37 protein-coding genes are annotated in these 24282 nt (G+C 68.2%); all 37 read left to right on the top strand.

Features of this window, described 5'->3' with window-relative positions; all coding sequences use genetic code 11:
- Positions 1-136: 136 nt before the first annotated feature.
- Positions 137-1330, top strand: a complete 1194-nt coding sequence (gene tuf / locus ACIQBJ_RS24210) for an elongation factor Tu (protein ID WP_400714223.1) — start codon at positions 137-139, stop codon at positions 1328-1330.
- Positions 1331-1834: 504 nt separating this feature from the next.
- The gene (gene rpsJ, locus ACIQBJ_RS24205; RefSeq protein ID WP_012785157.1) at positions 1835-2143 is read left to right on the top strand and encodes a 30S ribosomal protein S10; all 309 of its coding nucleotides are present in this window, start codon (positions 1835-1837) and stop codon (positions 2141-2143) included.
- Between the two features lie 14 nt (positions 2144-2157).
- Positions 2158-2805, top strand: a complete 648-nt coding sequence (gene rplC, locus ACIQBJ_RS24200) for a 50S ribosomal protein L3 (protein ID WP_400714220.1) — start codon at positions 2158-2160, stop codon at positions 2803-2805.
- 5 nt (positions 2806-2810) lie between these two features.
- Positions 2811-3488, top strand: coding sequence for a 50S ribosomal protein L4 (gene rplD, locus ACIQBJ_RS24195; RefSeq protein WP_400714217.1), 678 nt, complete (start codon positions 2811-2813; stop codon positions 3486-3488).
- Positions 3488-3805, top strand: a complete 318-nt coding sequence (gene rplW, locus ACIQBJ_RS24190) for a 50S ribosomal protein L23 (protein ID WP_400714214.1) — start codon at positions 3488-3490, stop codon at positions 3803-3805. Before rplD ends, rplW begins: the two co-directional genes overlap by 1 nt.
- A 45-nt stretch (positions 3806-3850) precedes the next feature.
- Positions 3851-4687, top strand: a complete 837-nt coding sequence (rplB, locus tag ACIQBJ_RS24185; protein ID WP_400714211.1) for a 50S ribosomal protein L2 — start codon at positions 3851-3853, stop codon at positions 4685-4687.
- An 11-nt stretch (positions 4688-4698) separates the two neighbouring features.
- Positions 4699-4980 (top strand): 30S ribosomal protein S19, encoded by a 282-nt coding sequence (gene rpsS / locus ACIQBJ_RS24180; RefSeq protein ID WP_014136283.1) that lies wholly within the window; start codon positions 4699-4701, stop codon positions 4978-4980.
- Between the two features lie 61 nt (positions 4981-5041).
- Positions 5042-5389: a 50S ribosomal protein L22 gene (gene rplV, locus ACIQBJ_RS24175; protein ID WP_099899927.1), complete on the top strand. Its 348-nt coding sequence runs from the start codon at positions 5042-5044 to the stop codon at positions 5387-5389.
- The gene (gene rpsC, locus ACIQBJ_RS24170; RefSeq protein WP_400714206.1) at positions 5389-6222 is read left to right on the top strand and encodes a 30S ribosomal protein S3; all 834 of its coding nucleotides are present in this window, start codon (positions 5389-5391) and stop codon (positions 6220-6222) included. The genes rplV and rpsC overlap by 1 nt, the downstream gene beginning before the upstream one ends.
- A 5-nt stretch (positions 6223-6227) precedes the next feature.
- A complete protein-coding gene (gene rplP / locus ACIQBJ_RS24165) occupies positions 6228-6647 on the top strand; it encodes a 50S ribosomal protein L16 (protein WP_030457415.1) in 420 nt (139 codons plus the stop codon).
- Positions 6647-6871 (top strand): 50S ribosomal protein L29, encoded by a 225-nt coding sequence (gene rpmC / locus ACIQBJ_RS24160; RefSeq protein WP_030457414.1) that lies wholly within the window; start codon positions 6647-6649, stop codon positions 6869-6871. The genes rplP and rpmC overlap by 1 nt, the downstream gene beginning before the upstream one ends.
- Positions 6871-7143: a 30S ribosomal protein S17 gene (gene rpsQ / locus ACIQBJ_RS24155; RefSeq protein WP_014136278.1), complete on the top strand. Its 273-nt coding sequence runs from the start codon at positions 6871-6873 to the stop codon at positions 7141-7143. Before rpmC ends, rpsQ begins: the two co-directional genes overlap by 1 nt.
- A gap of 102 nt (positions 7144-7245) precedes the next feature.
- Complete coding sequence (gene rplN, locus ACIQBJ_RS24150) at positions 7246-7617, top strand: 50S ribosomal protein L14 (protein WP_030263487.1); 372 nt, start codon at positions 7246-7248, stop codon at positions 7615-7617.
- A gap of 15 nt (positions 7618-7632) precedes the next feature.
- A complete protein-coding gene (rplX, locus tag ACIQBJ_RS24145; protein WP_030457413.1) occupies positions 7633-7944 on the top strand; it encodes a 50S ribosomal protein L24 in 312 nt (103 codons plus the stop codon).
- The gene (gene rplE / locus ACIQBJ_RS24140) at positions 7944-8513 is read left to right on the top strand and encodes a 50S ribosomal protein L5 (protein WP_344552029.1); all 570 of its coding nucleotides are present in this window, start codon (positions 7944-7946) and stop codon (positions 8511-8513) included. Before rplX ends, rplE begins: the two co-directional genes overlap by 1 nt.
- 3 nt (positions 8514-8516) lie before the next feature.
- Positions 8517-8702: a type Z 30S ribosomal protein S14 gene (locus tag ACIQBJ_RS24135; protein WP_363597166.1), complete on the top strand. Its 186-nt coding sequence runs from the start codon at positions 8517-8519 to the stop codon at positions 8700-8702.
- A gap of 269 nt (positions 8703-8971) precedes the next feature.
- Positions 8972-9379, top strand: a complete 408-nt coding sequence (rpsH, locus tag ACIQBJ_RS24130) for a 30S ribosomal protein S8 (RefSeq protein WP_045305887.1) — start codon at positions 8972-8974, stop codon at positions 9377-9379.
- A 22-nt stretch (positions 9380-9401) separates the two neighbouring features.
- Positions 9402-9941 carry a 50S ribosomal protein L6 gene (rplF, locus tag ACIQBJ_RS24125; RefSeq protein ID WP_400714199.1) on the top strand — a complete coding sequence of 180 codons (540 nt, stop codon included), beginning with the start codon at positions 9402-9404 and terminating at the stop codon, positions 9939-9941.
- A gap of 3 nt (positions 9942-9944) precedes the next feature.
- Positions 9945-10328 (top strand): 50S ribosomal protein L18, encoded by a 384-nt coding sequence (rplR, locus tag ACIQBJ_RS24120; protein ID WP_073807939.1) that lies wholly within the window; start codon positions 9945-9947, stop codon positions 10326-10328.
- A 48-nt stretch (positions 10329-10376) separates the two neighbouring features.
- A complete protein-coding gene (gene rpsE, locus ACIQBJ_RS24115; protein WP_400714195.1) occupies positions 10377-11000 on the top strand; it encodes a 30S ribosomal protein S5 in 624 nt (207 codons plus the stop codon).
- Positions 11000-11182: a 50S ribosomal protein L30 gene (gene rpmD, locus ACIQBJ_RS24110; protein WP_014136270.1), complete on the top strand. Its 183-nt coding sequence runs from the start codon at positions 11000-11002 to the stop codon at positions 11180-11182. Before rpsE ends, rpmD begins: the two co-directional genes overlap by 1 nt.
- A 1-nt stretch (position 11183) precedes the next feature.
- The gene (gene rplO / locus ACIQBJ_RS24105; protein WP_176188493.1) at positions 11184-11639 is read left to right on the top strand and encodes a 50S ribosomal protein L15; all 456 of its coding nucleotides are present in this window, start codon (positions 11184-11186) and stop codon (positions 11637-11639) included.
- Positions 11640-11899: 260 nt separating this feature from the next.
- Positions 11900-13207 (top strand): preprotein translocase subunit SecY, encoded by a 1308-nt coding sequence (secY, locus tag ACIQBJ_RS24100; RefSeq protein ID WP_400714191.1) that lies wholly within the window; start codon positions 11900-11902, stop codon positions 13205-13207.
- Positions 13207-13866 carry an adenylate kinase gene (locus ACIQBJ_RS24095; protein WP_400714188.1) on the top strand — a complete coding sequence of 220 codons (660 nt, stop codon included), beginning with the start codon at positions 13207-13209 and terminating at the stop codon, positions 13864-13866. Before secY ends, ACIQBJ_RS24095 begins: the two co-directional genes overlap by 1 nt.
- Positions 13867-13980: 114 nt before the next feature.
- Positions 13981-14817 (top strand): type I methionyl aminopeptidase, encoded by an 837-nt coding sequence (map, locus tag ACIQBJ_RS24090; protein WP_400714185.1) that lies wholly within the window; start codon positions 13981-13983, stop codon positions 14815-14817.
- Between the two features lie 131 nt (positions 14818-14948).
- On the top strand, positions 14949-15383 hold the full coding sequence (gene mscL, locus ACIQBJ_RS24085) for a large conductance mechanosensitive channel protein MscL (protein ID WP_400714182.1): 435 nt from the start codon (positions 14949-14951) through the stop codon (positions 15381-15383).
- A 165-nt stretch (positions 15384-15548) separates the two neighbouring features.
- Complete coding sequence (gene infA / locus ACIQBJ_RS24080) at positions 15549-15770, top strand: translation initiation factor IF-1 (protein WP_003956442.1); 222 nt, start codon at positions 15549-15551, stop codon at positions 15768-15770.
- A 35-nt stretch (positions 15771-15805) separates the two neighbouring features.
- The gene (rpmJ, locus tag ACIQBJ_RS24075; RefSeq protein WP_003956441.1) at positions 15806-15919 is read left to right on the top strand and encodes a 50S ribosomal protein L36; all 114 of its coding nucleotides are present in this window, start codon (positions 15806-15808) and stop codon (positions 15917-15919) included.
- 173 nt (positions 15920-16092) lie between these two features.
- The gene (gene rpsM, locus ACIQBJ_RS24070) at positions 16093-16473 is read left to right on the top strand and encodes a 30S ribosomal protein S13 (RefSeq protein WP_400714179.1); all 381 of its coding nucleotides are present in this window, start codon (positions 16093-16095) and stop codon (positions 16471-16473) included.
- Between the two features lie 72 nt (positions 16474-16545).
- A complete protein-coding gene (gene rpsK, locus ACIQBJ_RS24065) occupies positions 16546-16953 on the top strand; it encodes a 30S ribosomal protein S11 (RefSeq protein ID WP_014136257.1) in 408 nt (135 codons plus the stop codon).
- A gap of 133 nt (positions 16954-17086) precedes the next feature.
- A complete protein-coding gene (locus ACIQBJ_RS24060) occupies positions 17087-18109 on the top strand; it encodes a DNA-directed RNA polymerase subunit alpha (protein WP_030457404.1) in 1023 nt (340 codons plus the stop codon).
- A gap of 136 nt (positions 18110-18245) precedes the next feature.
- The gene (gene rplQ / locus ACIQBJ_RS24055) at positions 18246-18746 is read left to right on the top strand and encodes a 50S ribosomal protein L17 (protein WP_033213976.1); all 501 of its coding nucleotides are present in this window, start codon (positions 18246-18248) and stop codon (positions 18744-18746) included.
- A 121-nt stretch (positions 18747-18867) separates the two neighbouring features.
- Complete coding sequence (gene truA, locus ACIQBJ_RS24050) at positions 18868-19740, top strand: tRNA pseudouridine(38-40) synthase TruA (RefSeq protein WP_400714587.1); 873 nt, start codon at positions 18868-18870, stop codon at positions 19738-19740.
- 42 nt (positions 19741-19782) lie between these two features.
- A complete protein-coding gene (locus tag ACIQBJ_RS24045) occupies positions 19783-21441 on the top strand; it encodes an ABC-F family ATP-binding cassette domain-containing protein (protein ID WP_400714175.1) in 1659 nt (552 codons plus the stop codon).
- Between the two features lie 239 nt (positions 21442-21680).
- On the top strand, positions 21681-22124 hold the full coding sequence (gene rplM, locus ACIQBJ_RS24040; RefSeq protein ID WP_400714172.1) for a 50S ribosomal protein L13: 444 nt from the start codon (positions 21681-21683) through the stop codon (positions 22122-22124).
- Between the two features lie 47 nt (positions 22125-22171).
- A complete protein-coding gene (gene rpsI, locus ACIQBJ_RS24035) occupies positions 22172-22678 on the top strand; it encodes a 30S ribosomal protein S9 (protein ID WP_014136250.1) in 507 nt (168 codons plus the stop codon).
- Between the two features lie 133 nt (positions 22679-22811).
- Positions 22812-24176 (top strand): phosphoglucosamine mutase, encoded by a 1365-nt coding sequence (glmM, locus tag ACIQBJ_RS24030; protein ID WP_400714168.1) that lies wholly within the window; start codon positions 22812-22814, stop codon positions 24174-24176.
- Positions 24177-24282: the final 106 nt, after the last annotated feature.

Below are 24282 nucleotides of genomic sequence, written 5' to 3'. Positions count from 1 at the left end.
GGTTCCGCCCGGGAGCCCTCCGGCACCCCCACCCGCGGGACGGCCACGGGGCGCGACACCAGCGCCCCGGGCCAACAACCCGATCCAGACCAACTGACGTCGTACGGCGTACAGAACTGTCCTCAGGAGGACTGCAGTGGCGAAGGCGAAGTTCGAGCGGACGAAGCCCCACGTCAACATCGGCACCATCGGTCACATCGACCACGGTAAGACCACGCTGACCGCGGCGATCACCAAGGTGCTGCACGACGCGTACCCGGAGATCAACCCCTTCACGCCGTTCGACCAGATCGACAAGGCGCCGGAAGAGCGCCAGCGTGGTATCACCATCTCCATCGCGCACGTCGAGTACCAGACCGAGGCGCGTCACTACGCCCACGTCGACTGCCCGGGTCACGCGGACTACATCAAGAACATGATCACCGGTGCGGCCCAGATGGACGGTGCGATCCTCGTCGTCGCCGCCACCGACGGCCCGATGCCGCAGACCAAGGAGCACGTCCTCCTGGCCCGCCAGGTCGGCGTCCCCTACATCGTCGTCGCGCTGAACAAGTCCGACATGGTGGACGACGAGGAGATCCTGGAGCTCGTCGAGCTCGAGGTCCGTGAGCTCCTCTCCGAGTACGAGTTCCCGGGCGACGACCTGCCGGTCGTCCGCGTCTCCGCGCTGAAGGCGCTGGAGGGCGACAAGGAGTGGGGCGAGAAGCTCCTCGGCCTGATGTCCGCCGTCGACGAGGCCATCCCGACCCCGGAGCGCCTGGTCGACCAGCCGTTCCTGATGCCGATCGAGGACGTCTTCACGATCACCGGTCGTGGCACCGTCGTCACCGGCCGCATCGAGCGCGGCATCCTCAAGGTCAACGAGACCGTCGACATCATCGGCATCAAGACCACCAAGACCACCACCACGGTCACCGGTATCGAGATGTTCCGCAAGCTCCTCGACGAGGGCCACGCGGGTGAGAACGTCGGTCTGCTCCTCCGCGGCATCAAGCGCGAGGACGTCGAGCGCGGCCAGGTCATCATCAAGCCGGGTTCGGTCACCCCGCACACCGACTTCGAGGCCCAGGCCTACATCCTGTCGAAGGACGAGGGTGGCCGTCACACCCCCTTCTTCAACAACTACCGCCCGCAGTTCTACTTCCGCACCACCGACGTGACCGGCGTCGTGACCCTCCCCGAGGGCACCGAGATGGTCATGCCGGGCGACAACACCGGTATGACGGTGGCGCTGATCCAGCCCATCGCCATGGAAGAGGGCCTGAAGTTCGCCATCCGTGAGGGTGGCCGCACCGTCGGCGCCGGCCAGGTCACCAAGATCCTGAAGTAATTTCAGGCTCGGCCGACCCACGCGTCACCGCAGGGCCCGGTCCGCTCCCGCGAGGGAGGGGGCCGGGCCCTCGGCGTTGCCGCCCGGGTTCACCCGGGGGTGTGAGCTGCGCCTCCGTGCCGGGGCCCGATTGGCGTACGGCCGGCTTTCTGTGGCAAGATGTCTGAGTTGCTCGGTTGAGTTACCGATGCTGCGCGCCTCCCGCCGGGAGGACCGGAAGCGAGTCCCACGTACTCGTCGTTCCCGTGATGGCCGTTCATGTGTCCACGTGCTGTGTGTGGACGCAGTGGTGTGTAGTCGACACCGCGGCAGCTGCGGGGCGAAAGTACGGGAATCTTCCGGGAAGCGTGTGCGGGGTATCAACCCGGCCCACCTCCCCCAGCAGTTCGAAGCCGACGAATCTGTTCGCCGGTTTTTTGCAAGCGCGAGTGCGACACGCCCGAGCGCGGGGGTCGGAGGAGGGGTCGTGCAGCAACGTACGACACAAAGGACTACGAAGTAGCCATGGCGGGACAGAAGATCCGCATCCGGCTCAAGGCCTACGACCACGAGGTCATCGACTCCTCGGCGAAGAAGATCGTCGAGACGGTGATTCGTACTGGTGCGCAGGTCGCGGGCCCGGTGCCGCTGCCCACTGAGAAGAACGTTTACTGCGTCATCCGCTCGCCGCACAAGTACAAGGACTCGCGCGAGCACTTCGAGATGCGCACTCACAAGCGTCTGATCGACATCCTCGACCCCACGCCGAAGACGGTTGACTCGCTGATGCGTCTCGACCTGCCGGCGGGCGTCGACATCGAGATCAAGCTCTGAGAGGCGCACCGAAGATGGCTAAGCAGATTAAGGGCATCCTGGGCGAGAAGCTCGGCATGACCCAGGTCTGGGACGAGAACAACCGGGTCGTCCCGGTGACCGTCGTCAAGGCTGGGCCCAATGTCGTGACCCAGGTCCACACCGCCGACAGCCCGTCCGGCTACGACGCCGTGCAGATCGGCTTCGGCGAGATCGACCCCCGCAAGGTGAACAAGCCCCTCCAGGGCCACTTCGCCAAGGCCGGTGTCACCCCGCGCCGCCACCTGGTCGAGCTCCGTACCGCGGACGCGTCCGAGTACACCCTGGGCCAGGAGATCACCGCCGAGCTGTTCGAGGCGGGTGTCAAGGTCGACGTGACCGGCACCTCCAAGGGCAAGGGCTTCGCCGGTGTCATGAAGCGTCACAACTTCAAGGGCCTCGGCGCCGGTCACGGCACCCAGCGCAAGCACCGTTCGCCCGGTTCCATCGGTGGCTGCGCCACCCCGGGCCGCGTGTTCAAGGGCATGCGCATGGCGGGTCGGATGGGCCACGAGCGTGTGACCACCCAGAACCTGACCGTGCACGCGGTCGACGCGGAGAAGGGTCTGCTGCTCATCAAGGGCGCGATCCCGGGTCCGAACGGCGGCCTCGTCCTCGTCCGCACCGCGGCGAAGGGGCTGTGAAGGATATGAGCACCATTGACATTCTGTCGCCGGCCGGCGACAAGGCCGGCAGCCTCGAGCTGCCCGCCGAGATCTTCGACGCCAAGGTCAGCGTCCCGCTGATGCACCAGGTCGTCGTGGCGCAGCTCGCCGCGGCCCGCCAGGGCACCCACAAGGTCAAGCGTCGTGGCGAGGTCCGCGGTGGCGGTCGCAAGCCGTACCGCCAGAAGGGCACCGGCCGCGCCCGCCAGGGCTCGACCCGCGCCCCGCAGTTCACCGGTGGTGGCGTCGTGCACGGTCCCGTGCCGCGCGACTACTCGCAGCGGACCCCGAAGAAGATGATCGCCGCCGCCCTGCGCAGCGCGCTCACCGACCGGGCCCGTCACGAGCGCATCCACGTCATCACCGACGTGACCGCGACCGAGACCCCGTCGACCAAGGCCGCCAAGGCGCTGTTCGGCAAGATCTCCGAGCGCAAGAACCTCCTCCTGGTGGTCGAGCGCGAGGACGAGCGCGGCATCCTTTCCGCGCGCAACCTGCCGAACGTGCACATCCTGGACGCCGGCCAGCTCAACACCTACGACGTGCTCGTCTCCGACGATGTGGTCTTCACCCAGGCCGCCTTCGAGCGCTTCGTGGCCGGTCCGGCCGCGTCCGCCGAGGCTGTTGCTGCTGAGGGCGAGCTCGAAGGGACTGCCGCCTGATGAGCGAGATCACCTCCAAGACGTACACGGACCCCCGTGACGTCCTGATCAAGCCGGTCATCTCCGAGAAGAGCTACTCGCTCCTCGACGAGAACAAGTACACGTTCGTCGTGGCTCCCGGTGCCAACAAGACCCAGATCAAGCAGGCCGTCGAGGCGGTCTTCTCGGTCAAGGTCGAGGCCGTGAACACGCTGAACCGTCAGGGCAAGCGCAAGCGCTCCAAGACGGGTTTCGGTAAGCGCAAGGACACCAAGCGCGCGATCGTGACGCTGGCCGAGGGCAACCGCATCGACATCTTCGGTGGTCCGGTCGCCTGACCCTCGGGTCAGGGACTGCGATCGTCGTAAAGGACGAGGACAGAAATGGGTATCCGCAAGTACAAGCCGACTACGCCGGGCCGTCGTGGCTCCAGCGTGGCCGACTTCGTCGAAATCACGCGGTCCACGCCGGAGAAGTCGCTGGTTCGCCCCCTGCACAGCAAGGGCGGCCGTAACAACGCCGGTCGTGTCACTGCTCGCCACCAGGGTGGCGGCCACAAGCGCGCCTACCGCGTGATCGACTTCCGTCGTCACGACAAGGACGGCGTGCCGGCCAAGGTCGCGCACATCGAGTACGACCCGAACCGCACCGCGCGCATCGCGCTCCTGCACTACGCGGACGGCGAGAAGCGCTACATCATCGCCCCCCGCGGCGTGGCGCAGGGCGACCGGGTCGAGAACGGCGCCGGCGCCGACATCAAGCCCGGCAACAACCTGCCGCTCCGCAACATCCCGGTCGGTACCACCATCCACGCGGTGGAGCTCCGTCCCGGCGGTGGCGCCAAGCTGGCCCGTTCCGCGGGTTCCGGCATTCAGCTGCTCGCCCGTGAGGGTCGCATGGCGCACCTGCGCATGCCCTCCGGTGAGATCCGCCTGGTCGACGCGCGCTGCCGCGCGACCGTCGGCGAGGTCGGCAACGCCGAGCAGTCGAACATCAACTGGGGCAAGGCCGGCCGTATGCGCTGGAAGGGCGTCCGCCCGACCGTGCGTGGTGTGGCCATGAACCCGATCGACCACCCGCACGGTGGTGGTGAGGGTAAGACCTCCGGTGGTCGCCACCCGGTCTCGCCGTGGGGCAAGCCCGAGGGCCGCACCCGTCGCCCGAACAAGGCGTCGGACAAGCTCATCGTGCGCCGCCGCAAGACCAACAAGAAGCGCTAGGAGCAGGTCAGATGCCGCGCAGTCTCAAGAAGGGCCCCTTCATCGACGACCACCTTCAGAAGAAGGTGGACGTGCAGAACGAGGCGGGCACGCAGAACGTCATCAAGACCTGGTCCCGTCGTTCCGTGATCTCCCCGGCCATGCTGGGCCACACGATCGCGGTTCACGATGGCCGCAAGCACGTCCCGGTGTTCGTCACCGAGTCGATGGTCGGCCACAAGCTCGGCGAGTTCGCTCCCACGCGCACCTTCAAGGGGCACGTGAAGGAAGACCGCAAGTCGAAGCGTCGCTAATCGCTTCCGCGAGCTGTAGCGCCAGAACGACAAAGTGACTTACTCCATTAAGGGGACAACCATGGAAGCCAGGGCCCAGGCGCGGTACATCCGCGTCACGCCCATGAAGGCCCGCCGCGTGGTGGACCTCATCCGTGGCCTGCCGGCCACGGAGGCCCAGGCCGTCCTGCGTTTCGCTCCGCAGGCCGCCACCGTGCCGGTCGGCAAGGTGCTCAACAGCGCCATCGCCAACGCCGCGCACAACTACAACCACTCCAACACGGACGACCTCTACATCTCCGAGGCGTACGTTGACGAGGGCCCGACCCTGAAGCGGTTCCGTCCGCGCGCCCAGGGCCGTGCCTACCGGATCCGCAAGCGGACCAGCCACATCACCGTGGTCGTCAGCAGCAAGGAAGGGACCCGGTAATGGGCCAGAAGGTTAACCCGCACGGGTTCCGCCTCGGCATCAGCACGGACTTCAAGTCCCGCTGGTACGCCGACAAGCTGTACAAGGACTACGTCAAGGAAGACGTCGCCATCCGGCGTCTCATGACGAAGGGCATGGAGCGCGCCGGCATCTCCAAGGTCGAGATCGAGCGCACCCGTGACCGCGTCCGCGTGGACATCCACACCGCCCGTCCGGGCATCGTGATCGGCCGCCGCGGCGCGGAGGCCGACAAGATCCGGGGCAACCTGGAGAAGCTGACCGGCAAGCAGGTCCAGCTGAACATCCTCGAGGTCAAGAACCCCGAGCTGGACGCCCAGCTCGTGGCTCAGGGCGTCGCGGAGCAGCTGTCCTCCCGCGTCTCCTTCCGTCGCGCCATGCGCAAGAGCATGCAGTCGACCATGAAGGCCGGTGCCAAGGGCATCAAGGTCCAGTGCTCCGGTCGTCTCGGCGGCGCCGAGATGAGCCGTTCGGAGTTCTACCGCGAGGGCCGTGTGCCGCTGCACACCCTGCGCGCGAACGTCGACTACGGCTTCTTCGAGGCCAAGACCACCTTCGGCCGCATCGGCGTGAAGGTCTGGATCTACAAGGGCGACGTCAAGAACATCGCCGAGGTCCGCGCTGAGAACGCCGCCGCCCGCTCCGGCAACCGTCCGGCCCGTCCCGAGGGCGGCCGTCCCGCCCGCGGTGGCGAGCGCGGCGGTCGCGGTGGCGAGCGCGGTGGTCGTGGCCGTCGTCCCGCCGCTGCCGAGGCCCAGGCCCCGGCTGCCGTCGAGGCTCCGGCTGCTGCCGAGAACACCGGAACGGAGGCCTGACCGCAATGCTGATCCCCCGTCGGGTCAAGCACCGCAAGCAGCACCACCCGAAGCGCCGCGGCGCTGCCAAGGGTGGCACCGAGCTGGCGTTCGGCCAGTTCGGCATCCAGGCCGTGACCCCGGCCTACGTGACGAACCGTCAGATCGAGTCCGCTCGTATCGCGATCACCCGTCACATCCGTCGTGGCGGCAAGGTCTGGATCAACATCTACCCGGACCGCCCGCTCACCAAGAAGCCGGCCGAGACCCGCATGGGTTCCGGTAAGGGTTCGCCGGAGTGGTGGATCGCGAACGTGCACCCGGGTCGGGTCATGTTCGAACTGTCGTACCCGAACGAGAAGATTGCCCGCGAGGCGCTCACGCGTGCCGCGCACAAGCTTCCGATGAAGTGCCGGATCGTTCGGCGCGAGGACGGTGAGAGCTGATGTCGGCCGCTACCAAGGCTGCTGAGCTTCGCGAACTGGACAACGAGGCTCTCGTTGCCAAGCTCCGTGAGGCCAAGGAGGAGCTGTTCAACCTCCGCTTCCAGGCGGCGACCGGGCAGCTCGACAACCACGGACGGCTCCGGCTGGTCCGTAAGGACATCGCGCGGATCTACACCCTGATGCGCGAGCGCGAGCTGGGCATCGAGACGGTGGAGAACGCCTGATGACTGAGAACACCAACGAGACGCGCGGTTTCCGCAAGACCCGTGAGGGTCTCGTCGTCAGCGACAAGATGGACAAGACCGTCGTCGTCGCCGTCGAGGACCGCGTCAAGCACGCGCTGTACGGCAAGGTCATCCGCCGTACGAACAAGCTGAAGGCGCACGACGAGCAGAACGCGTGCGGTGTCGGCGACCGTGTCCTCCTGATGGAGACCCGGCCGCTGTCCGCGACGAAGCGCTGGCGCGTCGTCGAGATCCTCGAGAAGGCCAAGTAACGAGGTTGTTCGCGGTACGGCCGTATGTGCACCGGGCCCCCAGGGGTGCGGGTGTGAGCAGCGGCCGGCCCGTCAACACTCGTTGACGATCAGGAGAAAGTTGTGATCCAGCAGGAGTCGCGGCTTCGCGTCGCCGACAACACGGGTGCCAAGGAAATCCTTTGCATCCGCGTTCTCGGTGGCTCCGGCCGCCGCTACGCCGGTATCGGCGACGTCATCGTCGCCACCGTCAAGGACGCGATCCCCGGTGGTTCGGTGAAGAAGGGTGACGTCGTCAAGTGCGTCATCGTCCGCACCGTCAAGGAGCGTCGCCGTCCGGACGGCTCGTACATCCGCTTCGACGAGAACGCCGCCGTTGTTCTCAAGAACACCGACGGTGACCCGCGCGGTACCCGCATCTTCGGCCCGGTGGGCCGCGAGCTGCGCGACAAGAAGTTCATGAAGATCATCTCGCTGGCGCCGGAGGTGCTCTAACCCATGGCGAACAGCATGAAGATCAAGAAGGGTGACCTGGTCCAGGTCATCACCGGCAAGGACAAGGGCAAGCAGGGCAAGGTCATCCAGGCCATCCCCGCTGACAACAAGGTCCTGGTCGAGGGTGTCAACCGGGTCAAGAAGCACACCAAGCCGGGCCCCGGCACGCAGGGTGGCATCGTGACCGTCGAGGCTCCGGTGCACGTCTCCAACGTCCAGCTGGTCGTGGAGAAGGACGGCAAGAAGGTCGTCACCCGCGTCGGTTACCGCTTTGACGACCAGGGCAACAAGATCCGCGTTGCCAAGCGGACCGGTGAGGACATCTGATGTCTGAGACGACTGTTGAGAAGGTGACCCCCCGCCTCAAGGAGAAGTACCTCTCCGAGGTCAAGGGTCAGCTGCACGAGCAGTTCTCGTACGAGAACGTCATGCTGATCCCCGGCCTGGTCAAGGTCGTGGTCAACATGGGTGTCGGCGAGGCCGCCCGCGACAGCAAGCTGATCGAGGGTGCCATCAAGGACCTGACCGCGATCACCGGTCAGAAGCCGGCCGTCACCAAGGCCCGCAAGTCCATCGCGCAGTTCAAGCTGCGCGAGGGCCAGCCGATCGGCTGCCACGTCACCCTCCGCGGTGACCGCATGTGGGAGTTCACGGACCGTCTGGTGTCGCTGGCTCTGCCGCGTATCCGTGACTTCCGCGGCCTCTCGCCGAAGCAGTTCGACGGCCGTGGCAACTACACCTTCGGTCTGACCGAGCAGGTCATGTTCCACGAGATCGACCAGGACAAGGTCGACCGTCAGCGCGGTATGGACATCACCGTCGTGACCACCGCTCAGACCGACGATGAGGGCCGGGCGCTGCTGCGCGCTCTGGGCTTCCCGTTCAAGGAGGCGTGAGCCATGGCGAAGACCGCTCTGATTGCCAAGTCCCAGCGCAAGCCGAAGTTCGCTGTCCGGGCCTACACCCGGTGCCAGCGCTGCGGCCGTCCGCACTCGGTGTACCGCAAGTTCGGCCTGTGCCGTGTGTGCCTCCGTGAGATGGCGCACCGCGGCGAGCTGCCGGGCGTGACCAAGAGCTCCTGGTAGTCCTTACCGGCTGTTCTGCACCAGCGTGTGGTGTGCCCGACCTCGGCGCTTTTGGGTTCCCGGAGGGAATCCCGTAAAGTGTCGGGGTCGGGCCCCTGCTGCGGCGTCCCTCTTCCGGTGACCCGCGGCACTCGTACGAGGCCCGCACCAACCCAGCTCTTACTACGTCGCAGGTCCCCTGCGCTTGTGCCCCTTTCGCACTCTTTCACGAGTGCGCGGAGGGGGACCTGGCGCGGAGAAACCACGGCGGGAGAGGCCTGAGGCCATCCATGACCATGACCGACCCCATCGCAGACATGCTCACGCGTCTGCGTAACGCGAACTCGGCGTACCACGACTCCGTGGCGATGCCGGCCAGCAAGATCAAGGCGCACGTCGCCGAGATCCTGCAGCAGGAGGGGTACATCTCCTCCTACAAGGTCGAGGACCCCACCGAGGGCGAGGTCGGCAAGAAGCTGACCATCGAACTCAAGTTCGGTCCGAACCGTGAGCGCTCCATCGCCGGCATCAAGCGCATCAGCAAGCCGGGTCTGCGTGTTTACGCAAAGTCCACCAACCTGCCGAAGGTTCTCGGCGGCCTGGGCGTGGCGATCATCTCCACGTCCTCCGGCCTCCTGACCGACAAGCAGGCCGCCAAGAAGGGCGTAGGCGGAGAAGTTCTCGCCTACGTCTGGTAATTCGGGAAACGGAGGTACAGCAATGTCGCGCATTGGACGGCTGCCCATCCAGGTTCCCGCTGGTGTGGACGTCACCATCGACGGCCAGACGGTCTCGGTGAAGGGCCCCAAGGGTTCGCTCACCCACGTCGTCGCCGCGCCGATCGAGATCGGCAAGGGCGAGGACGGCACTCTGGTCGTCTCCCGCCCGAACGACGAGCGTCAGTCGAAGGCCCTGCACGGCCTGTCGCGCACGCTGGTGGCGAACATGATCACCGGCGTGACCGCGGGCTACCGCAAGTCGCTGGAGATCAGCGGCGTCGGCTACCGAGTCACGGCGAAGGGCTCCGACATGGAGTTCGCGCTGGGCTACAGCCACCCCATCCTGGTCACCGCGCCGGAGGGCATTTCCTTCGTCGTCGAGTCGCCCACCAAGTTCCACGTGGACGGCACCGACAAGCAGAAGGTCGGCGAGGTCGCCGCGAAGATCCGCAAGCTGCGCAAGCCCGACCCGTACAAGGCCAAGGGTGTCAAGTACGCGGGCGAGGTCATCCGCCGCAAGGTCGGAAAGAGTGGTAAGTAAGCGATGAGCGTCTCTGTCAAGATCGGCAAGGGCAACGCCTACAAGAACGCCGCCCGCAAGCGCCGCGCCATCCGCGTTCGCAAGCGCGTCGTCGGCACCGAGGTGCGTCCGCGCCTCGTCGTGACGCGTTCGAACCGCCACATGGTCGCCCAGGTCATCGACGACGCCAAGGGTCACACCCTGGCGTCGGCGTCCACCCTCGACGTGTCCATCAAGGGCGCCGAGGGCGACAAGACCGAGCTGGCCAAGAAGGTCGGAAGCCTGGTCGCCGAGCGCGCCAAGGCCGCCGGCGTCGAGTCGGTCGTCTTCGACCGCGCGGGCAACCGGTACGCCGGCCGCATCGCCGCCCTGGCGGACGCGGCCCGCGAGGCCGGGCTCGACTTCTAAGCCGCTCGTCGACTCTGTCGGCGGACGTAAACGAGAGAGGTAAATCCAATGGCTGGACCCCAGCGCCGCGGTAGCGGCGCCGGCGGTGGCACCGGCGGCGGCGAGCGGCGTGACCGTAAGCGTGACGAGCGGGGCGGCGCCCCGGTCGCCGAGAAGACCGCTTACGTCGAGCGCGTCGTCGCCATCAACCGTGTCGCCAAGGTTGTCAAGGGTGGTCGTCGCTTCAGCTTCACCGCGCTGGTCGTGGTGGGCGACGGTGACGGCACCGTGGGTGTCGGTTACGGCAAGGCGAAGGAGGTTCCGGCCGCCATCGCCAAGGGTGTTGAGGAGGCCAAGAAGAACTTCTTCAAGGTCCCCCGTATCCAGGGCACCATCCCGCACCCCATCCAGGGTGAGAAGGCCGCCGGCGTCGTGCTGCTGAAGCCGGCGTCCCCCGGTACCGGTGTTATCGCCGGTGGCCCGGTGCGTGCCGTCCTGGAGTGCGCCGGCGTTCACGACATCCTGTCGAAGTCGCTCGGCTCGGACAACGCGATCAACATCGTGCACGCCACCGTGGCTGCTCTGAAGGGCCTCGTGCGCCCCGAGGAGATCGCCGCCCGTCGTGGCCTGCCCCTGGAGGACGTGGCCCCGGCCGCGCTGCTCCGGGCCCGTGCGGCTGGGGTGAGCGCCTGATGGCTCGCCTGAAGGTCACCCAGACCAAGTCGTACATCGGTAGCAAGCAGAACCACCGTGACACCCTGCGTTCGCTCGGCCTGAAGCGGCTGAACGACACCGTGGTGAAGGAGGACCGCCCGGAGATCCGCGGCATGGTCCACACCGTTCGCCACCTGGTCACGGTCGAGGAGGTGGACTGAAATGGCGGACAACTCCCCCATCAAGATCCACAACCTGCGTCCGGCGCCCGGCGCCAAGACCGACAAGATCCGCGTCGGTCGTGGTGAGGGCTCCAAGGGTAAGACCGCAGGTCGTGGTACCAAGGGCACCAAGGCCCGCTACCAGGTTCCGCAGCGCTTCGAGGGTGGCCAGATGCCCCTCCACATGCGCCTGCCGAAGCTGAAGGGCTTCAAGAACCCGGCCCACAAGCAGTTCCAGGTCGTGAACCTGGACCGCCTGGCCGAGCTCTACCCGAACGGTGGCGAGGTCACCGTGGCCGACCTGGTCGAGAAGGGCGCCGTTCGCAAGAACGAGCTCGTCAAGGTCCTCGGCCAGGGCGACATCGCGGTGGCGCTGCAGGTGACGGTCGACGCCGTCTCCGGCTCCGCCGCCGAGAAGATCACCGCCGCCGGCGGCTCGGTCACCGAGCTGCTCTGACGTCGCTGGTCCGACGCACGGACAACCGACGGGCCCCGCGCCCTCTTGCGAAAGAGGGGGCGGGGCCCGTTGCCGTAGGGGGCCCCTTGCACGTGCTCGGTTTGTGTGTCAAAACCGGGCAAGCCGTACCCCATGAGTGGGGGAGCGGCGGCACGAGCTTCTGTGGAGCCCCCCGGCACTGTTAGAGTCCGTGAAGTTCCCTTACCCCACATCAGGACCGACCCTTCCGCCGACGACGCGCGGGAGGCGCAGGAGGCACCGTGCTCAGTGCGTTCGCGCGGGCGTTCCAGACGCCCGACCTGCGCAAGAAGCTGCTGTTCACGCTGGGCATCATGGTGCTGTTCCGCATGGGCGCCCACATCCCCGTGCCAGGAGTGAACTTCGAGGCCGTCCACGCGTGCGTGAAGAGCCAGAAGGAAGGCCTGTTCGGTCTGGTCAACCTGTTCAGCGGCGGCGCGCTGCTGCAGTTGACCATCTTCGCGCTCGGCATCATGCCGTACATCACGGCCAGCATCATCCTCCAGCTGCTCACCGTGGTCATCCCGCGGCTCGAAGCGCTGAAGAAGGAGGGGCAGGCCGGCACCGCGAAGATCACCCAGTACACCCGCTACCTGACCATCGCCCTCGCGGTGCTCCAGGGCACCGGCATCCTGGCGACGGCCTCCAGCGGCGCGCTGTTCTCGAACTGCGCGCAGGGCGGGGACATCATCCCGAACCAGTCGATCTTCCGGATCGCCACGATGGTCATCATCATGACCGCGGGCACCACCGTGATCATGTGGCTGGGCGAGCTGATCACCGACCGCGGCATCGGCAACGGCATGTCGATCCTGATCTTCACCTCGATCGCGGCCGGCTTCCCCGGCTCGATGTGGGCGATCAAGCAGTCCGGCTCGCTGCTGGACGGCTGGGGCGAGTTCGCCTCGGTCATCGCGGTCGGCATCATCGTGGTCTGCCTGGTCATCTTCGTCGAGCAGGCCCAGCGCCGGATCCCGGTGCAGTACGCGAAGCGGATGGTCGGCCGCCGGTCCTTCGGCGGCACCTCGACCTACATCCCGCTGAAGGTCAACCAGGCCGGTGTGATCCCGGTCATCTTCGCCTCCTCGCTGCTGTACATCCCGGCGCTGGTGGTGCAGCTGACCAACTCCCAGGCGGGCTGGGCGATCTGGGTCAAGGAGCACTTCGTCAAGGGTGACCACCCGATCTACATGGCGACCTACTTCGTGCTGATCGTCTTCTTCGCCTTCTTCTACGTCGCCATCTCCTTCAACCCCGAAGAAGTTGCCGACAACATGAAGAAGTATGGTGGCTTCATCCCGGGCATCCGGGCCGGCCGACCGACGGCCGAGTACCTGAACTACGTGCTCACCCGCATCACGTGGCCGGGTTCGCTGTACCTGGGCCTGATCGCGTTGATCCCGATGGTCGCCCTCGTCGCCTTCGGGCAGCAGACCAACTTCCCGTTCGGCGGCACCTCCGTGCTCATCGTCGTCGGCGTCGGACTCGAAACTGTGAAGCAGATCGAGAGCCAACTCCAGCAGCGCAATTACGAAGGGTTCCTCCGCTGATGCGAATCGTCCTCGTCGGACCCCCCGGGGCCGGGAAGGGTACTCAGGCGCACGTTCTGGCCAAGACCCTGTCCATTCCCCACATCTCCACCGGTGACCTGTTCCGCGCGAACATCAGCCAGGGCACCCCGCTGGGTGTCGAGGCCAAGAGCTACATGGACGCCGGGCGCCTGGTGCCCGACGAGGTCACCATCGGGATGGCCAAGGACCGCATGCTCCAGTCGGACGCCGCCAACGGCTTCCTGCTGGACGGCTTCCCGCGCAACCTGGGCCAGGCGGAGGCGCTGGACGCCATCCTGGCCGAGAACGGCATCGCGCTGGACGGCGTGCTGGACCTTGAGGTCCCCGAGGACGAGGTCGTCAAGCGGATCGCCGGTCGCCGGCTGTGCCGCAAGGACGGCGCCCACGTGTTCCACGTGGTGTACAACCCGCCGAAGACCGAGGGCGTCTGCGACGAGTGCGGCGGCGAGCTGTACCAGCGCTCGGACGACACCGAGGAGGCCGTGCGGGTCCGGCTGGAGGAGTACCACTCCAAGACCGAGCCGATCATCGGCTACTACCAGGAGCAGGGCCTGCTGGTCACCATCTCCGCCCTCGGCAAGGTGGACGAGGTGACCGAGCGCGCGGTCGCCGCCCTGGAGCAGAACAAGAACGCCTGACGCCACAGGACGTCGTGAGACGGCCGGGTCGCCCCGAAGCGGGCGGCCCGGCCGTCTCGTGCGTCGTACGGTGGAGGGCAGTCCGAGATTCAGAACGTGGAAGGCGTTGACCAGATGGTGGAGATCAAGACCCCCGAGCAGATCGCGAAGATGCGGGCGGCCGGGCTGGTCGTCGCCGAGGCCCTGAAGGCAGCCCGCGCGGCGGTCGCCCCGGGGGTGACCACCGGTGAGCTGAACGACATCGCGGACGCGGTCATCACCAAGCACGGCGCCACCTCCAACTTCCGCGCCGACCACGGCGGCCTGTGGTTCCCGGGGGTGATCTGCGCCTCCGTCAACGAGGAGGTCGTGCACGGCATCCCCGGCGACAAGGTGCTGCAGGAGGGCGACCTGATCTCGATCGACTGCGGCGCGATCCTGGACGGCTGGCACGGCGACGCGGCGATCACCGTCGCGGTCGGCGCGACCGCCGCCGAGAACGTGATGCTGTCGCGGGTCACCGAGGGCTCGATGTGGGCCGGCATCGCCCAGATGAAGAAGGGCAACCGGCTGGTCGACGTCTCCCGGGCGATCGAGGGCTTCGTCCGCCGCCAGCCGCTGCCGCCGAAGGGCAAGTGGGGCATCACCGAGGGCTACGGCGGCCACGGCATCGGCACCGCGATGCACATGGAGCCGCACGTGCTGAACTACGTGGCCGGCCGCGGCAAGGGCATGAAGCTGGTCCCCGGCACCGTGCTGGCGATCGAGCCGATGGTCTCGCTCGGCACCCCGCACACCGAGGTGCTGGAGGACGACTGGACGGTGGTCACCACCGACGGCACCTGGGCCTCGCACTGGGAGCACTCGGTGGCCGTCACCGAGCAGGGCCCGCTGGTGCTGACCGCCTTCGACGGCGGGAAGGCCGAGCTGGCGAAGCTCGGCGTCACCGCCGCGCCCGACCCGCTGGGCTGAGCGCCGGCCGGGGCGGCCCGGCTGAGGGACTTCTCTCACTGCGGACGGATCGGGGCCTGGGGGTTTGGACCTCCGGGCCTCTTGTCCTATTTTCTTCTGCTGAGACCCGCAGCTACCCCAGGGGAGAGAACGTGCTCAAGGGCTTCCGCGACTTCATGATGCGCGGCAACGTCATCGACATGGCCGTCGGTGTGGTGATCGGCGCCGCCTTCACCGGGGTCGTCACCGGCTTCGTGACCGCCTTCCTCACCCCGGTGCTCGGCGTGGTGGTCGGCGCCGCGGGCGACTTCAGCGCCTACAAGTTCACGGTGGCGGACGTCACCTTCCCGTACGGCCAGTTCCTGAACGTGCTGATCGCCTTCATCCTGACCGCCGCGGTGCTGTACTTCTGCGTGGTGCTGCCGGTCTCCAAGGCCACCGCCCGCTACCTGCCGAAGAAGCCGGCCACCCCGAAGCGCCCCTGCCCGGAGTGCCTGACCGAGATCCCGCAGGCCGCCCGCCGCTGCTCGGCCTGCACCGCCGTGGTGGAGCCGGTGAGCCCGGTCATGGTGAAGGCGCAGGGCTGATTTCGCTCCCGCGTGGTGCTTGGTTTACGATGGTGCGTCGGCTCTCTCGTAGCGTGTTCCCGCACGCCCTCAACCCCGGGGAAACCCCGCGGGCAGAGGTGAAGCCTGGTTCGCACGAGCGTTCCGCATACGGTAGCCGGACCCGAAGGGTGGATCTCGCAGTTCATGGCTAAGAAGCAAGGCGCCATTGAGATCGAGGGCACCGTGATCGAGTCTCTTCCGAACGCGATGTTCAAGGTCGAGCTGCAGAACGGTCACAAGGTCCTCGCACACATCAGCGGCAAGATGCGCATGCACTACATCCGCATCCTTCCGGATGACCGGGTCGTGGTGGAGCTCAGCCCCTACGACCTGACCCGCGGCCGGATCGTCTACCGCTACAAGTAACAACCGCCAGATCTAGACCCCGGAGAACCTGAATCATGAAGGTCAAGCCGAGCGTCAAGAAGATCTGCGACAAGTGCAAGGTGATCCGCCGTCACGGCCGGGTCATGGTGATCTGCGACAACCTGCGCCACAAGCAGCGCCAGGGCTGATCCACCGCATTTCTCGTAGGACCTTCGCGCGACGCGCACCAACGTCATAAGCGGGCCGCCCGATCCGTCCGGAAGGACGGACTGCCACCCCCGGTCAGAGGCCGGGGCTCCCTGTCGAGAGACAGCGAGTAGGCGGCACGTCAGACCTCTGAGAAGAACCACAGGAGCCTTGAATGGCACGCCTTTCCGGCGTTGATCTCCCCCGCGAGAAGCGGATCGAGATCGCCCTCACCTACGTCTACGGCATCGGCAAGACCCGCGCCCAGCTGGCGCTCGCCGAGACCGGCGTGAGCGGTGACATCCGCGTCCGCGACATCACCGAGGACGACCTCGTCAAGCTGCAGAAGTTCGTCGACGCGAACTTCGAGGTCGAGGGTGACCTCCGCCGTGCCGTCGCCGCCGACATCCGCCGCAAGGTCGAGATCGGCTGCTACGAGGGCCTGCGCCACCGTCGCGGCCTGCCCGTCCGCGGCCAGCGCACCCACACCAACGCGCGTACCCGCAAGGGCCCGCGTCGCGCGATCGCCGGCAAGAAGAAGCCGGGCAAGAAGTAGTCCGTCCCGTCACCGGACATCCCTCCGGCCCGCGGGTCAGCGGACCGACCACCTCAGTAGGAGAACAGACTTATGCCCCCCAAGGGTCGTCAGGCTGCCGGCGCGAAGAAGATCCGCCGCAAGGAGAAGAAGAACGTCGCCCACGGGCACGCTCACATCAAGAGCACGTTCAACAACACCATCGTTTCGATCACCGACCCCTCGGGCAACGTGATCTCCTGGGCCTCCGCCGGCCACGTGGGCTTCAAGGGCTCGCGCAAGTCCACCCCGTTCGCCGCGCAGATGGCCGCCGAGGCCGCTGCCCGTCGCGCGCAGGAGCACGGCATGCGCAAGGTCGACGTCTTCGTCAAGGGTCCGGGCTCCGGCCGTGAGACCGCGATCCGCTCGCTCCAGGCCACCGGCCTGGAGGTGGGCTCGATCCAGGACGTCACCCCCACCCCGCACAACGGCTGCCGCCCGCCGAAGCGCCGCCGCGTCTGACGCGATGCCTGGGGTCACCAGGCAGTCGGTGTTTTAAACCTGGTACGGGCTCCCGTTTGTCGCGGGAGCCCGTACGCTTGAGTTCTGTCGGCATCAAATAGTGGGTGCCGAAGACAACTGGAGGAACCAGAACATGCTGATCGCTCAGCGTCCTTCGCTGACCGAAGAGGTCGTCGACGAGTTCCGCTCGCGGTTCGTGATCGAGCCGCTGGAGCCGGGCTTCGGCTACACCCTCGGCAACTCGCTCCGCCGCACGCTCCTCTCCTCGATCCCCGGTGCCGCCGTCACCAGCATCCGGATCGACGGCGTCCTGCACGAGTTCACCACCGTGCCGGGCGTCAAGGAGGACGTCACCGACCTCATCCTGAACATCAAGCAGCTGGTCGTCTCCTCGGAGCACGACGAGCCGGTCGTGATGTACCTGCGCAAGCAGGGCCCGGGTGTGGTCACCGCCGCCGACATCGCGCCCCCGGCCGGTGTCGAGGTGCACAACCCCGAGCTGGTCCTCGCCACCCTGAACGGCAAGGGCAAGCTGGAGATGGAGCTGACCGTCGAGCGCGGTCGCGGCTACGTCTCCGCCGTGCAGAACAAGGCCTCCGGCCAGGAGATCGGCCGCATCCCGGTCGACTCGATCTACAGCCCCGTGCTGAAGGTCACCTACAAGGTCGAGGCGACCCGTGTCGAGCAGCGCACCGACTTCGACAAGCTGATCGTCGACGTCGAGACCAAGCCCGCCATGCGCCCGCGCGACGCGATGGCCTCGGCCGGCAAGACCCTGGTCGAGCTGTTCGGCCTGGCCCGCGAGCTGAACGTCGACGCCGAGGGCATCGACATGGGCCCGTCCCCGACGGACGCCGCCCTGGCCGCCGACCTGGCGCTGCCGATCGAGGAGCTGGAGCTCACGGTCCGCTCCTACAACTGCCTCAAGCGCGAGGGCATCCACACCGTGGGTGAGCTCGTCGCCCGCTCGGAGGCCGACCTGCTCGACATCCGCAACTTCGGTGCGAAGTCGATCGACGAGGTCAAGGCGAAGCTGGCCGGCATGGGCCTGGCCCTCAAGGACAGCCCGCCCGGGTTCGACCCGACCGCCGCCGCCGACGCCTTCGGCGCCGACGACCTGGACGACCAGGGCTACGCGGAGACCGAGCAGTACTGAGGTCATCAAGTTTCGACAGCGGGGGCGGTTCCCGGTGAACCGCCCCCGGTGGCGTGAGAAGTCGTGCGGACGCGGTGTCCGTACGCCCGCTGCGGTACCTGGTACGGCCGCAGTCGGAGATTCAAGGAGCTAAGTCATGCCCCGTCCCACCAAGGGTGCCCGCCTCGGCGGCGGTCCGTCCCACGAGCCGCTGCTGCTGGCCGGTCTGGCCCGCGAGCTGTTCCAGTACGGCCGCATCACCACCACCGAGGCCAAGGCCCGTCGCCTGCGCCCGCTGGCGGAGAAGCTGATCACCAAGGCGAAGAAGGGCGACATCCACAACCGTCGCCTGGTGCGCAAGACCATCACCGACGTGTCGGTGCTGCACACCCTCTTCACCGAGATCGCCCCGCGGTTCGAGAACCGTCCCGGCGGTTACACCCGCATCACCAAGATCGGCGGCCGTCGCGGCGACAACGCGCCCATGGCCGTGATCGAGCTGGTCGAGGGCGAGATCGCCACCAAGGCGACCGTCGCCGAGGCCGAGGCCGCCACCAAGCGCTCCGTCAAGGAGGCCGAGACCAAGGCCGCCGAGACCAAGGCCGCCGAGGCCGAGGAGACCAAGGCCGACGAGGCCGCCGAGACCACCGAGGCCTGAGCCTCCCGGTAGGTCTTCGTCCGGGCCCGTTCTCCCGTTCGCCGGGGGAGCGGGCCCGTTCGCATCTCAGCTACGGGACAGGGGAGTTGGAGTGGTGAACGACTGCGCGGAGCTGCCGCCGGTGAAGGACGGCCCGGCGGACGGGCACACCCGGATCAGGCTCGACCTCGCCTACCACGGGGCGGAGTTCTCGGGATGGGCCCGGCAGCGCGAACGGCGCACCGTGCAGGGCGAGTTGGAGGACGCGCTGCGGATCGTGCTGCGCAGCGCGGAGAACTTCCCGCTGACGGTCGCCGGGCGCACCGACGCCGGGGTGCACGCCCGCGGCCAGGTCGCGCACGTGGACCTGCCGACGGAGCTGTGGGAGCAGCACGGCGGGAAGCTGCTGCGCCGGCTGGCCGGGCGGCTGCCCGCCGACGTGCGGGTGTACCGGGTCGCGGAGGCCCCGCACGGGTTCGACGCCCGGTTCGCGGCGATCTGGCGGCGCTACGCGTACCGGGTGGCCGACCACCCGGGCGGGGTGGACCCGCTGGTCCGCGGCCACGTGCTCTGGCACGACCGGCCGCTCGACCTGGAGAAGATGAACGAGGCGGCCCGGCTGCTGGTCGGGGAGCACGACTTCGCCGCGTACTGCAAGAAGCGCGAGGGCGCGACGACCATCCGCACCCTGCTGGAGCTGCACTGGGACCGGGTGCCGATCGACCCGTACGCGGCCCAGGAGGGCTCGCTGGCGGTGGCGACGGTGCGGGCGGACGCGTTCTGCCACAACATGGTGCGCGCGCTGGTCGGGGCGATGCTGCTGGTCGGCGACGGGCACCGGCCGGTGGGGTTCCCGGGCGAGGTGCTGGCGGGCGGGGTGCGGAACTCGGCCGTCAACGTGATCCGGCCGCACGGGCTGACGCTGGAGGAGGTCGGCTACCCGGCCGACGAGCTGCTGGCGGAGCGCAACCGGGTCTCGCGCCGACTGCGGACGCTGGGCGAACCGGCGGGGTAATCCGTTTTGTCGCGGGGTGGGGGCTTGGCACAATTCGGTGGCATGGGACACGTCGAGATTTCGCACCTTGAGTACTACCTGCCGGACGGGCGGGTGCTGTTCGACGACGCGTCCTTCCGGGTCGGCGAGGGCGCGGCCGTCGCCCTGGTCGGCGCGAACGGCGCCGGCAAGACCACGCTGCTGCGGATGATCGCGGGCGACACCCAGCCGCACGGCGGATCGGTGACGGTGAGCGGCGGGCTCGGCGTGATGCGCCAGTTCGTCGGCACCACCGGCCGGGAGAACGCCGAGGACGCGCCGGGCGCGCTGCCCGCCGACGCCTCGGTCCGCGACCTGCTGGTCTCGGTGGCGCCGAAGCGGATCGCCGACGCGGCCCGCCTGGTGGACGCCGCGGAGCTGGCGATGATCGCCCAGGACGACGAGAAGTCGCAGATGGCGTACGCGCAGGCGCTCGCGGACTGGTCGGACGCCGGCGGCTACGAGTACGAGGCGGACTGGGACGTCTGCACCGTGGCCGCGCTCGGGATGCCCTTCGAGCGGGCGCAGTGGCGCGGGCTGAACACGCTCTCCGGCGGCGAGCAGAAGCGCCTGGTGCTGGAGGCGCTGCTGCGCGGCCCGGACGAGGTGCTGCTGCTCGACGAGCCGGACAACTACCTGGACGTGCCGGGCAAGCGCTGGCTGGAGGAGGCCATCAGGGCCACCTCCAAGACGGTGCTGTACATCTCGCACGACCGCGAGCTGCTGTCCCGGACGGCCGACAAGATCATCGCGGTGGAGTCCGGCGCGACCGGCTCCAGCGTCTGGGTGCACGGCGGCGGCTTCGCCACCTTCCACGAGGCCCGCAAGGCCCGGTTCGAGCGCTTCGAGGAACTGCGCCGCCGCTGGGACGAGGAGCACGCCAAGCTGAAGAAGCTGGTGGTGACGCTCCGCCAGGCCGCCGCGGTCAGCCACGAGATGGCCTCCCGGTACGCGGCCGCGCAGACCAGGCTGAAGAAGTTCGAGGACGCCGGCCCGCCCGAGGCCCCGCCGCGCGAGCAGTCGATCACCATGCGGTTGAAGGGCGGCCGCACCGGCGTGCGGGCCTTCACCATGCAGGGCCTGGAGCTGTCCGGCCTGATGAAGCCCTTCGACCTGGAGGTCTTCTACGGCGAGCGGGTCGCGGTGCTGGGCTCCAACGGCTCCGGCAAGTCGCACTTCCTGCGGCTGCTGGCCGGCGACGACACGGTGAAGCACGGCGGCGCCTGGAAGCTCGGCGCCCGGGTGGTGCCCGGCCACTTCCGGCAGACCCACGCGCACCCGGAGCTGCTCGGCCGGACGATCCGCTCGATCGTCGAGGAGGAGCACGCGCTCTCCCGCGGGGCGGCGATGTCGGCGCTGCGCCGCTACGAGCTGGACCGGCAGGAGGAGCAGAAGTTCGAGTCGCTGTCCGGCGGCCAGCAGGCCCGGCTGATGATCCTCAAGCTGGAGCTGTCGGGTTCGACGGCGCTGCTGCTGGACGAGCCGACCGACAACCTGGACCTGGAGAGCGCCGAGGCGCTGCAGCAGGGCCTGGAGGCGTTCGACGGCACGGTGCTGTGCGTGACGCACGACCGCTGGTTCGCCAGGAGCTTCGACCGCTTCCTGGTGTTCGGCTCGGACGGCCGGGTCTACGAGTCCCCGGAGCCGGTGTGGGACGAGACCCGGGTGGTCCGCGACCGCTGATCCGTCGATTTCCCGGGCCGAGGGGCCGGGCCGGTTTGGATTCCACCCCACCGGCCCGGTATCGTTGGCCGCTGTTGTGCGTATTGGCTGGCTCTATCTCACGTGAGACGTCGGTACGCCGGAGACGAACAGGCCGAACTCCAGCGGCTGCCCGAATTGCGTCCGGGCGGATCGGCTGGAGGCCCCTGGCCTCGGTGCTCCTGTCAGGACCCACTCACTGAAAAGCGAAGGCTACGACCGTGCGTACGTACAGCCCCAAGCCCGGCGACGTCCAGCGTCAGTGGCACGTCATCGACGCGACCGACGTCGTGCTCGGCCGCCTGGCCTCCCAGGCCGCCAACCTCCTGCGGGGCAAGCACAAGGCGATCTACGCGCCGCACGTTGACACCGGTGACTTCGTCATCATCATCAACGCCGACAAGGTGCACCTCTCGGGCAACAAGAAGACCCAGAAGATGGCCTACCGCCACAGCGGCTTCCCGGGCGGCCTCCGCTCGGTCCGTTACGACGACCTGCTCGCGAACAACCCGGAGAAGGCCGTCGAGAAGGCCATCAAGGGCATGGTTCCGAAGAACAGCCTGGGCCGTCAGATGCTCTCGAAGCTGAAGGTCTACTCGGGCGACCAGCACCCGCACGCTGCGCAGCAGCCGGTGCCGTTCGAGATCACCCAGGTCGCGCAGTAATTCCGGCCACCCACACCCCAACTGACGTAGAAGAGCTGAGGAACACCGTGGCCGAGACTGCCATCGAGAGCACCCTCGAGGTCGAGTTCGACGACGAGAACGTCGACGAGTACACCACCGAGACCGAGTACACCACCGAGTCGCTGGCCGGTCGCTTCGGCGAGGCCGTCCCCGGCGCCGGCCTCGGCCGCCGCAAGGAGGCGATCGCCCGCGTGCGCATCGTCCCCGGCACCGGCCAGTGGAAGATCAACGGTCGCACCCTGGAGAACTACTTCCCCAACAAGGTGCACCAGCAGACCGTGAACGAGCCCTTCAAGCTCCTGGAGCTGGACGGCCGTTACGACGTCATCGCCCGCATCGCGGGTGGCGGCGTCTCCGGTCAGGCCTACGCGCTGCGCCTCGGCGTGGCCCGCGCCCTGAACGAGGCGGACGTGGACAACAACCGCGCCGCGCTCAAGAAGGCCGGCTTCCTGACCCGTGACTCGCGCGCCGTCGAGCGCAAGAAGGCCGGTCTCAAGAAGGCCCGCAAGGCGCCGCAGTACAGCAAGCGCTAATCGCATCCCGCATGCGATCCTCGCCCCGGAGCACACTGTGCTCCGGGGCGTTGTGCCTCCCGGACCGGTGCGGAGTCCGCGGCGGCCGCACCAACCGAGCCCCTCGGGCACGACAGACGGGACGAACGCGAACATGGCACGACTCTTCGGTACGGACGGGGTGCGCGGGGTGGCCAATGTCGGCCTGACCGCGGAGTTGGCGCTCGGCCTGTCGGTCGCCGCCGCCCACGTGCTCGGCGACGCGAACGCGTTCGAGGGGCACCGGCCGGTGGCCGTGGTGGGCCGGGACCCCCGGGCGTCCGGAGAGTTCCTGGAGGCCGCGGTGATCGCGGGCCTGGCCAGTGCCGGCGTGGACGTGCTCCGGGTGGGCGTGCTGCCGACGCCCGCCGTGGCGTACCTGACCGGCGCGCTCGGCGCGGACTTCGGCGTGATGCTGTCCGCCAGCCACAACGCGATGCCCGACAACGGCATCAAGTTCCTGGCCCGCGGCGGCCACAAGCTCGACGACGCGATCGAGGACGCGATCGAGGAGCACTACCGCCGCTACGGCGTCGGCGACGAGACCTGGGACCGCCCGACCGGCGCGGCCGTGGGCCGGGTCCGCCAGTACACCGAGGGCTTCGACCGGTACGTGGCGCACCTGATCGCGGTGCTGCCGAACCGGCTCGACGGCATCAAGGTCGTCATCGACGGCGCGCACGGCGCGGCCGCCCGGGTCGCCCCGGAGGCGTTCGCCCGGGCCGGCGCCGAGGTGGTGTACACCCTGGGGGCCGAGCCGAACGGCCTGAACATCAACGACGGCGTCGGCTCCACCCACCTCGACAAGCTGCGCGCCGCGATGAAGGAGCACCGGGCCGACCTGGGCGTCGCCCTGGACGGCGACGCCGACCGCTGCCTGGCCGCCGACGCCGAGGGCAACGAGGTCGACGGCGACCAGATCCTGGCCATCCTGGCGGTCGCCATGAAGGAGGCCGGCACGCTGCGCGGCAACACCGCGGTCGCCACCGTGATGTCGAACCTGGGCTTCAAGCTGGCGATGGAGCGCGAGGGCGTCGAGCTGGTGCAGACCGCGGTCGGCGACCGGTACGTGCTGGAGGAGATGAAGCAGCACGGCTTCGCGCTGGGCGGCGAGCAGTCCGGGCACGTGATCCTGCTCGACCACGCCACCACCGGCGACGGCACCCTGACCGGCCTGATGCTGGGCGCCCGGCTGGCCGCGACCAAGCAGCCGCTGGCGGACCTCGCCGCGGTGATGACCCGGCTGCCGCAGGTGCTGATCAACGTCAAGGACGTGGACAAGGACCGGGTGGAGTCCTGCGTCGAACTGCGGGACGCGGTCGCCGCGGCGGAGGCCGAACTGGGCTCCACCGGGCGGGTGCTGCTGCGCAAGTCCGGCACCGAGCCGCTGGTCCGGGTGATGGTCGAGGCGGTCGGCCACGAGCAGGCCCTGGCGGTCGGCGAGCGGCTGGCGGCGGCGGTGCGGCAGCACCTGGGCTGACGGGCCGTCAGGGGGCGGGTCCGGTGGGGAGCCGGTCCCGGTCCCGCTGTCCGGGCGGGCAGGTGACGGATCGGCAACGCTTCGGACTGCCCGAGGGCGGGCTGTG

Source organism: Kitasatospora sp. NPDC088391, from assembly GCF_044753345.1.
Taxonomy (GTDB): domain Bacteria; phylum Actinomycetota; class Actinomycetes; order Streptomycetales; family Streptomycetaceae; genus Kitasatospora.
The sequence above is the reverse complement of the archived record's forward strand: the minus strand, read 5'-3'. Positions and strand labels throughout refer to the sequence as shown.

Excerpts from the sequence above, each read along its gene's own strand:
- glmM (WP_400714168.1), top strand. The coding sequence starts at position 22,812 with ATGGCACGACTCTTCGGTACGGACGGGGTGCGCGGGGTGGCCAATGTC.
- rplR (WP_073807939.1), top strand. The coding sequence starts at position 9,945 with ATGAGCGTCTCTGTCAAGATCGGCAAGGGCAACGCCTACAAGAACGCC.
- rpsM (WP_400714179.1), top strand. The coding sequence starts at position 16,093 with ATGGCACGCCTTTCCGGCGTTGATCTCCCCCGCGAGAAGCGGATCGAG.
- rplO (WP_176188493.1), top strand. The coding sequence starts at position 11,184 with ATGGCGGACAACTCCCCCATCAAGATCCACAACCTGCGTCCGGCGCCC.
- rplX (WP_030457413.1), top strand. The coding sequence starts at position 7,633 with ATGAAGATCAAGAAGGGTGACCTGGTCCAGGTCATCACCGGCAAGGAC.
- rpsS (WP_014136283.1), top strand. The coding sequence starts at position 4,699 with ATGCCGCGCAGTCTCAAGAAGGGCCCCTTCATCGACGACCACCTTCAG.
- rplP (WP_030457415.1), top strand. The coding sequence starts at position 6,228 with ATGCTGATCCCCCGTCGGGTCAAGCACCGCAAGCAGCACCACCCGAAG.
- rpmC (WP_030457414.1), top strand. The coding sequence starts at position 6,647 with ATGTCGGCCGCTACCAAGGCTGCTGAGCTTCGCGAACTGGACAACGAG.
- infA (WP_003956442.1), top strand. The coding sequence starts at position 15,549 with ATGGCTAAGAAGCAAGGCGCCATTGAGATCGAGGGCACCGTGATCGAG.
- rpsE (WP_400714195.1), top strand. The coding sequence starts at position 10,377 with ATGGCTGGACCCCAGCGCCGCGGTAGCGGCGCCGGCGGTGGCACCGGC.
- rplB (WP_400714211.1), top strand. The coding sequence starts at position 3,851 with ATGGGTATCCGCAAGTACAAGCCGACTACGCCGGGCCGTCGTGGCTCC.
- ACIQBJ_RS24135 (WP_363597166.1), top strand. The coding sequence starts at position 8,517 with ATGGCGAAGACCGCTCTGATTGCCAAGTCCCAGCGCAAGCCGAAGTTC.
- rplD (WP_400714217.1), top strand. The coding sequence starts at position 2,811 with ATGAGCACCATTGACATTCTGTCGCCGGCCGGCGACAAGGCCGGCAGC.
- rplV (WP_099899927.1), top strand. The coding sequence starts at position 5,042 with ATGGAAGCCAGGGCCCAGGCGCGGTACATCCGCGTCACGCCCATGAAG.
- ACIQBJ_RS24095 (WP_400714188.1), top strand. The coding sequence starts at position 13,207 with ATGCGAATCGTCCTCGTCGGACCCCCCGGGGCCGGGAAGGGTACTCAG.
- rpmJ (WP_003956441.1), top strand. The coding sequence starts at position 15,806 with ATGAAGGTCAAGCCGAGCGTCAAGAAGATCTGCGACAAGTGCAAGGTG.
- rplC (WP_400714220.1), top strand. The coding sequence starts at position 2,158 with ATGGCTAAGCAGATTAAGGGCATCCTGGGCGAGAAGCTCGGCATGACC.
- rplQ (WP_033213976.1), top strand. The coding sequence starts at position 18,246 with ATGCCCCGTCCCACCAAGGGTGCCCGCCTCGGCGGCGGTCCGTCCCAC.
- ACIQBJ_RS24045 (WP_400714175.1), top strand. The coding sequence starts at position 19,783 with ATGGGACACGTCGAGATTTCGCACCTTGAGTACTACCTGCCGGACGGG.
- rpmD (WP_014136270.1), top strand. The coding sequence starts at position 11,000 with ATGGCTCGCCTGAAGGTCACCCAGACCAAGTCGTACATCGGTAGCAAG.
- rpsQ (WP_014136278.1), top strand. The coding sequence starts at position 6,871 with ATGACTGAGAACACCAACGAGACGCGCGGTTTCCGCAAGACCCGTGAG.
- ACIQBJ_RS24060 (WP_030457404.1), top strand. The coding sequence starts at position 17,087 with ATGCTGATCGCTCAGCGTCCTTCGCTGACCGAAGAGGTCGTCGACGAG.
- map (WP_400714185.1), top strand. The coding sequence starts at position 13,981 with ATGGTGGAGATCAAGACCCCCGAGCAGATCGCGAAGATGCGGGCGGCC.
- rpsC (WP_400714206.1), top strand. The coding sequence starts at position 5,389 with ATGGGCCAGAAGGTTAACCCGCACGGGTTCCGCCTCGGCATCAGCACG.
- rpsK (WP_014136257.1), top strand. The coding sequence starts at position 16,546 with ATGCCCCCCAAGGGTCGTCAGGCTGCCGGCGCGAAGAAGATCCGCCGC.
- rpsJ (WP_012785157.1), top strand. The coding sequence starts at position 1,835 with ATGGCGGGACAGAAGATCCGCATCCGGCTCAAGGCCTACGACCACGAG.
- rplF (WP_400714199.1), top strand. The coding sequence starts at position 9,402 with ATGTCGCGCATTGGACGGCTGCCCATCCAGGTTCCCGCTGGTGTGGAC.
- rplE (WP_344552029.1), top strand. The coding sequence starts at position 7,944 with ATGTCTGAGACGACTGTTGAGAAGGTGACCCCCCGCCTCAAGGAGAAG.
- rplW (WP_400714214.1), top strand. The coding sequence starts at position 3,488 with ATGAGCGAGATCACCTCCAAGACGTACACGGACCCCCGTGACGTCCTG.
- rpsH (WP_045305887.1), top strand. The coding sequence starts at position 8,972 with ATGACCATGACCGACCCCATCGCAGACATGCTCACGCGTCTGCGTAAC.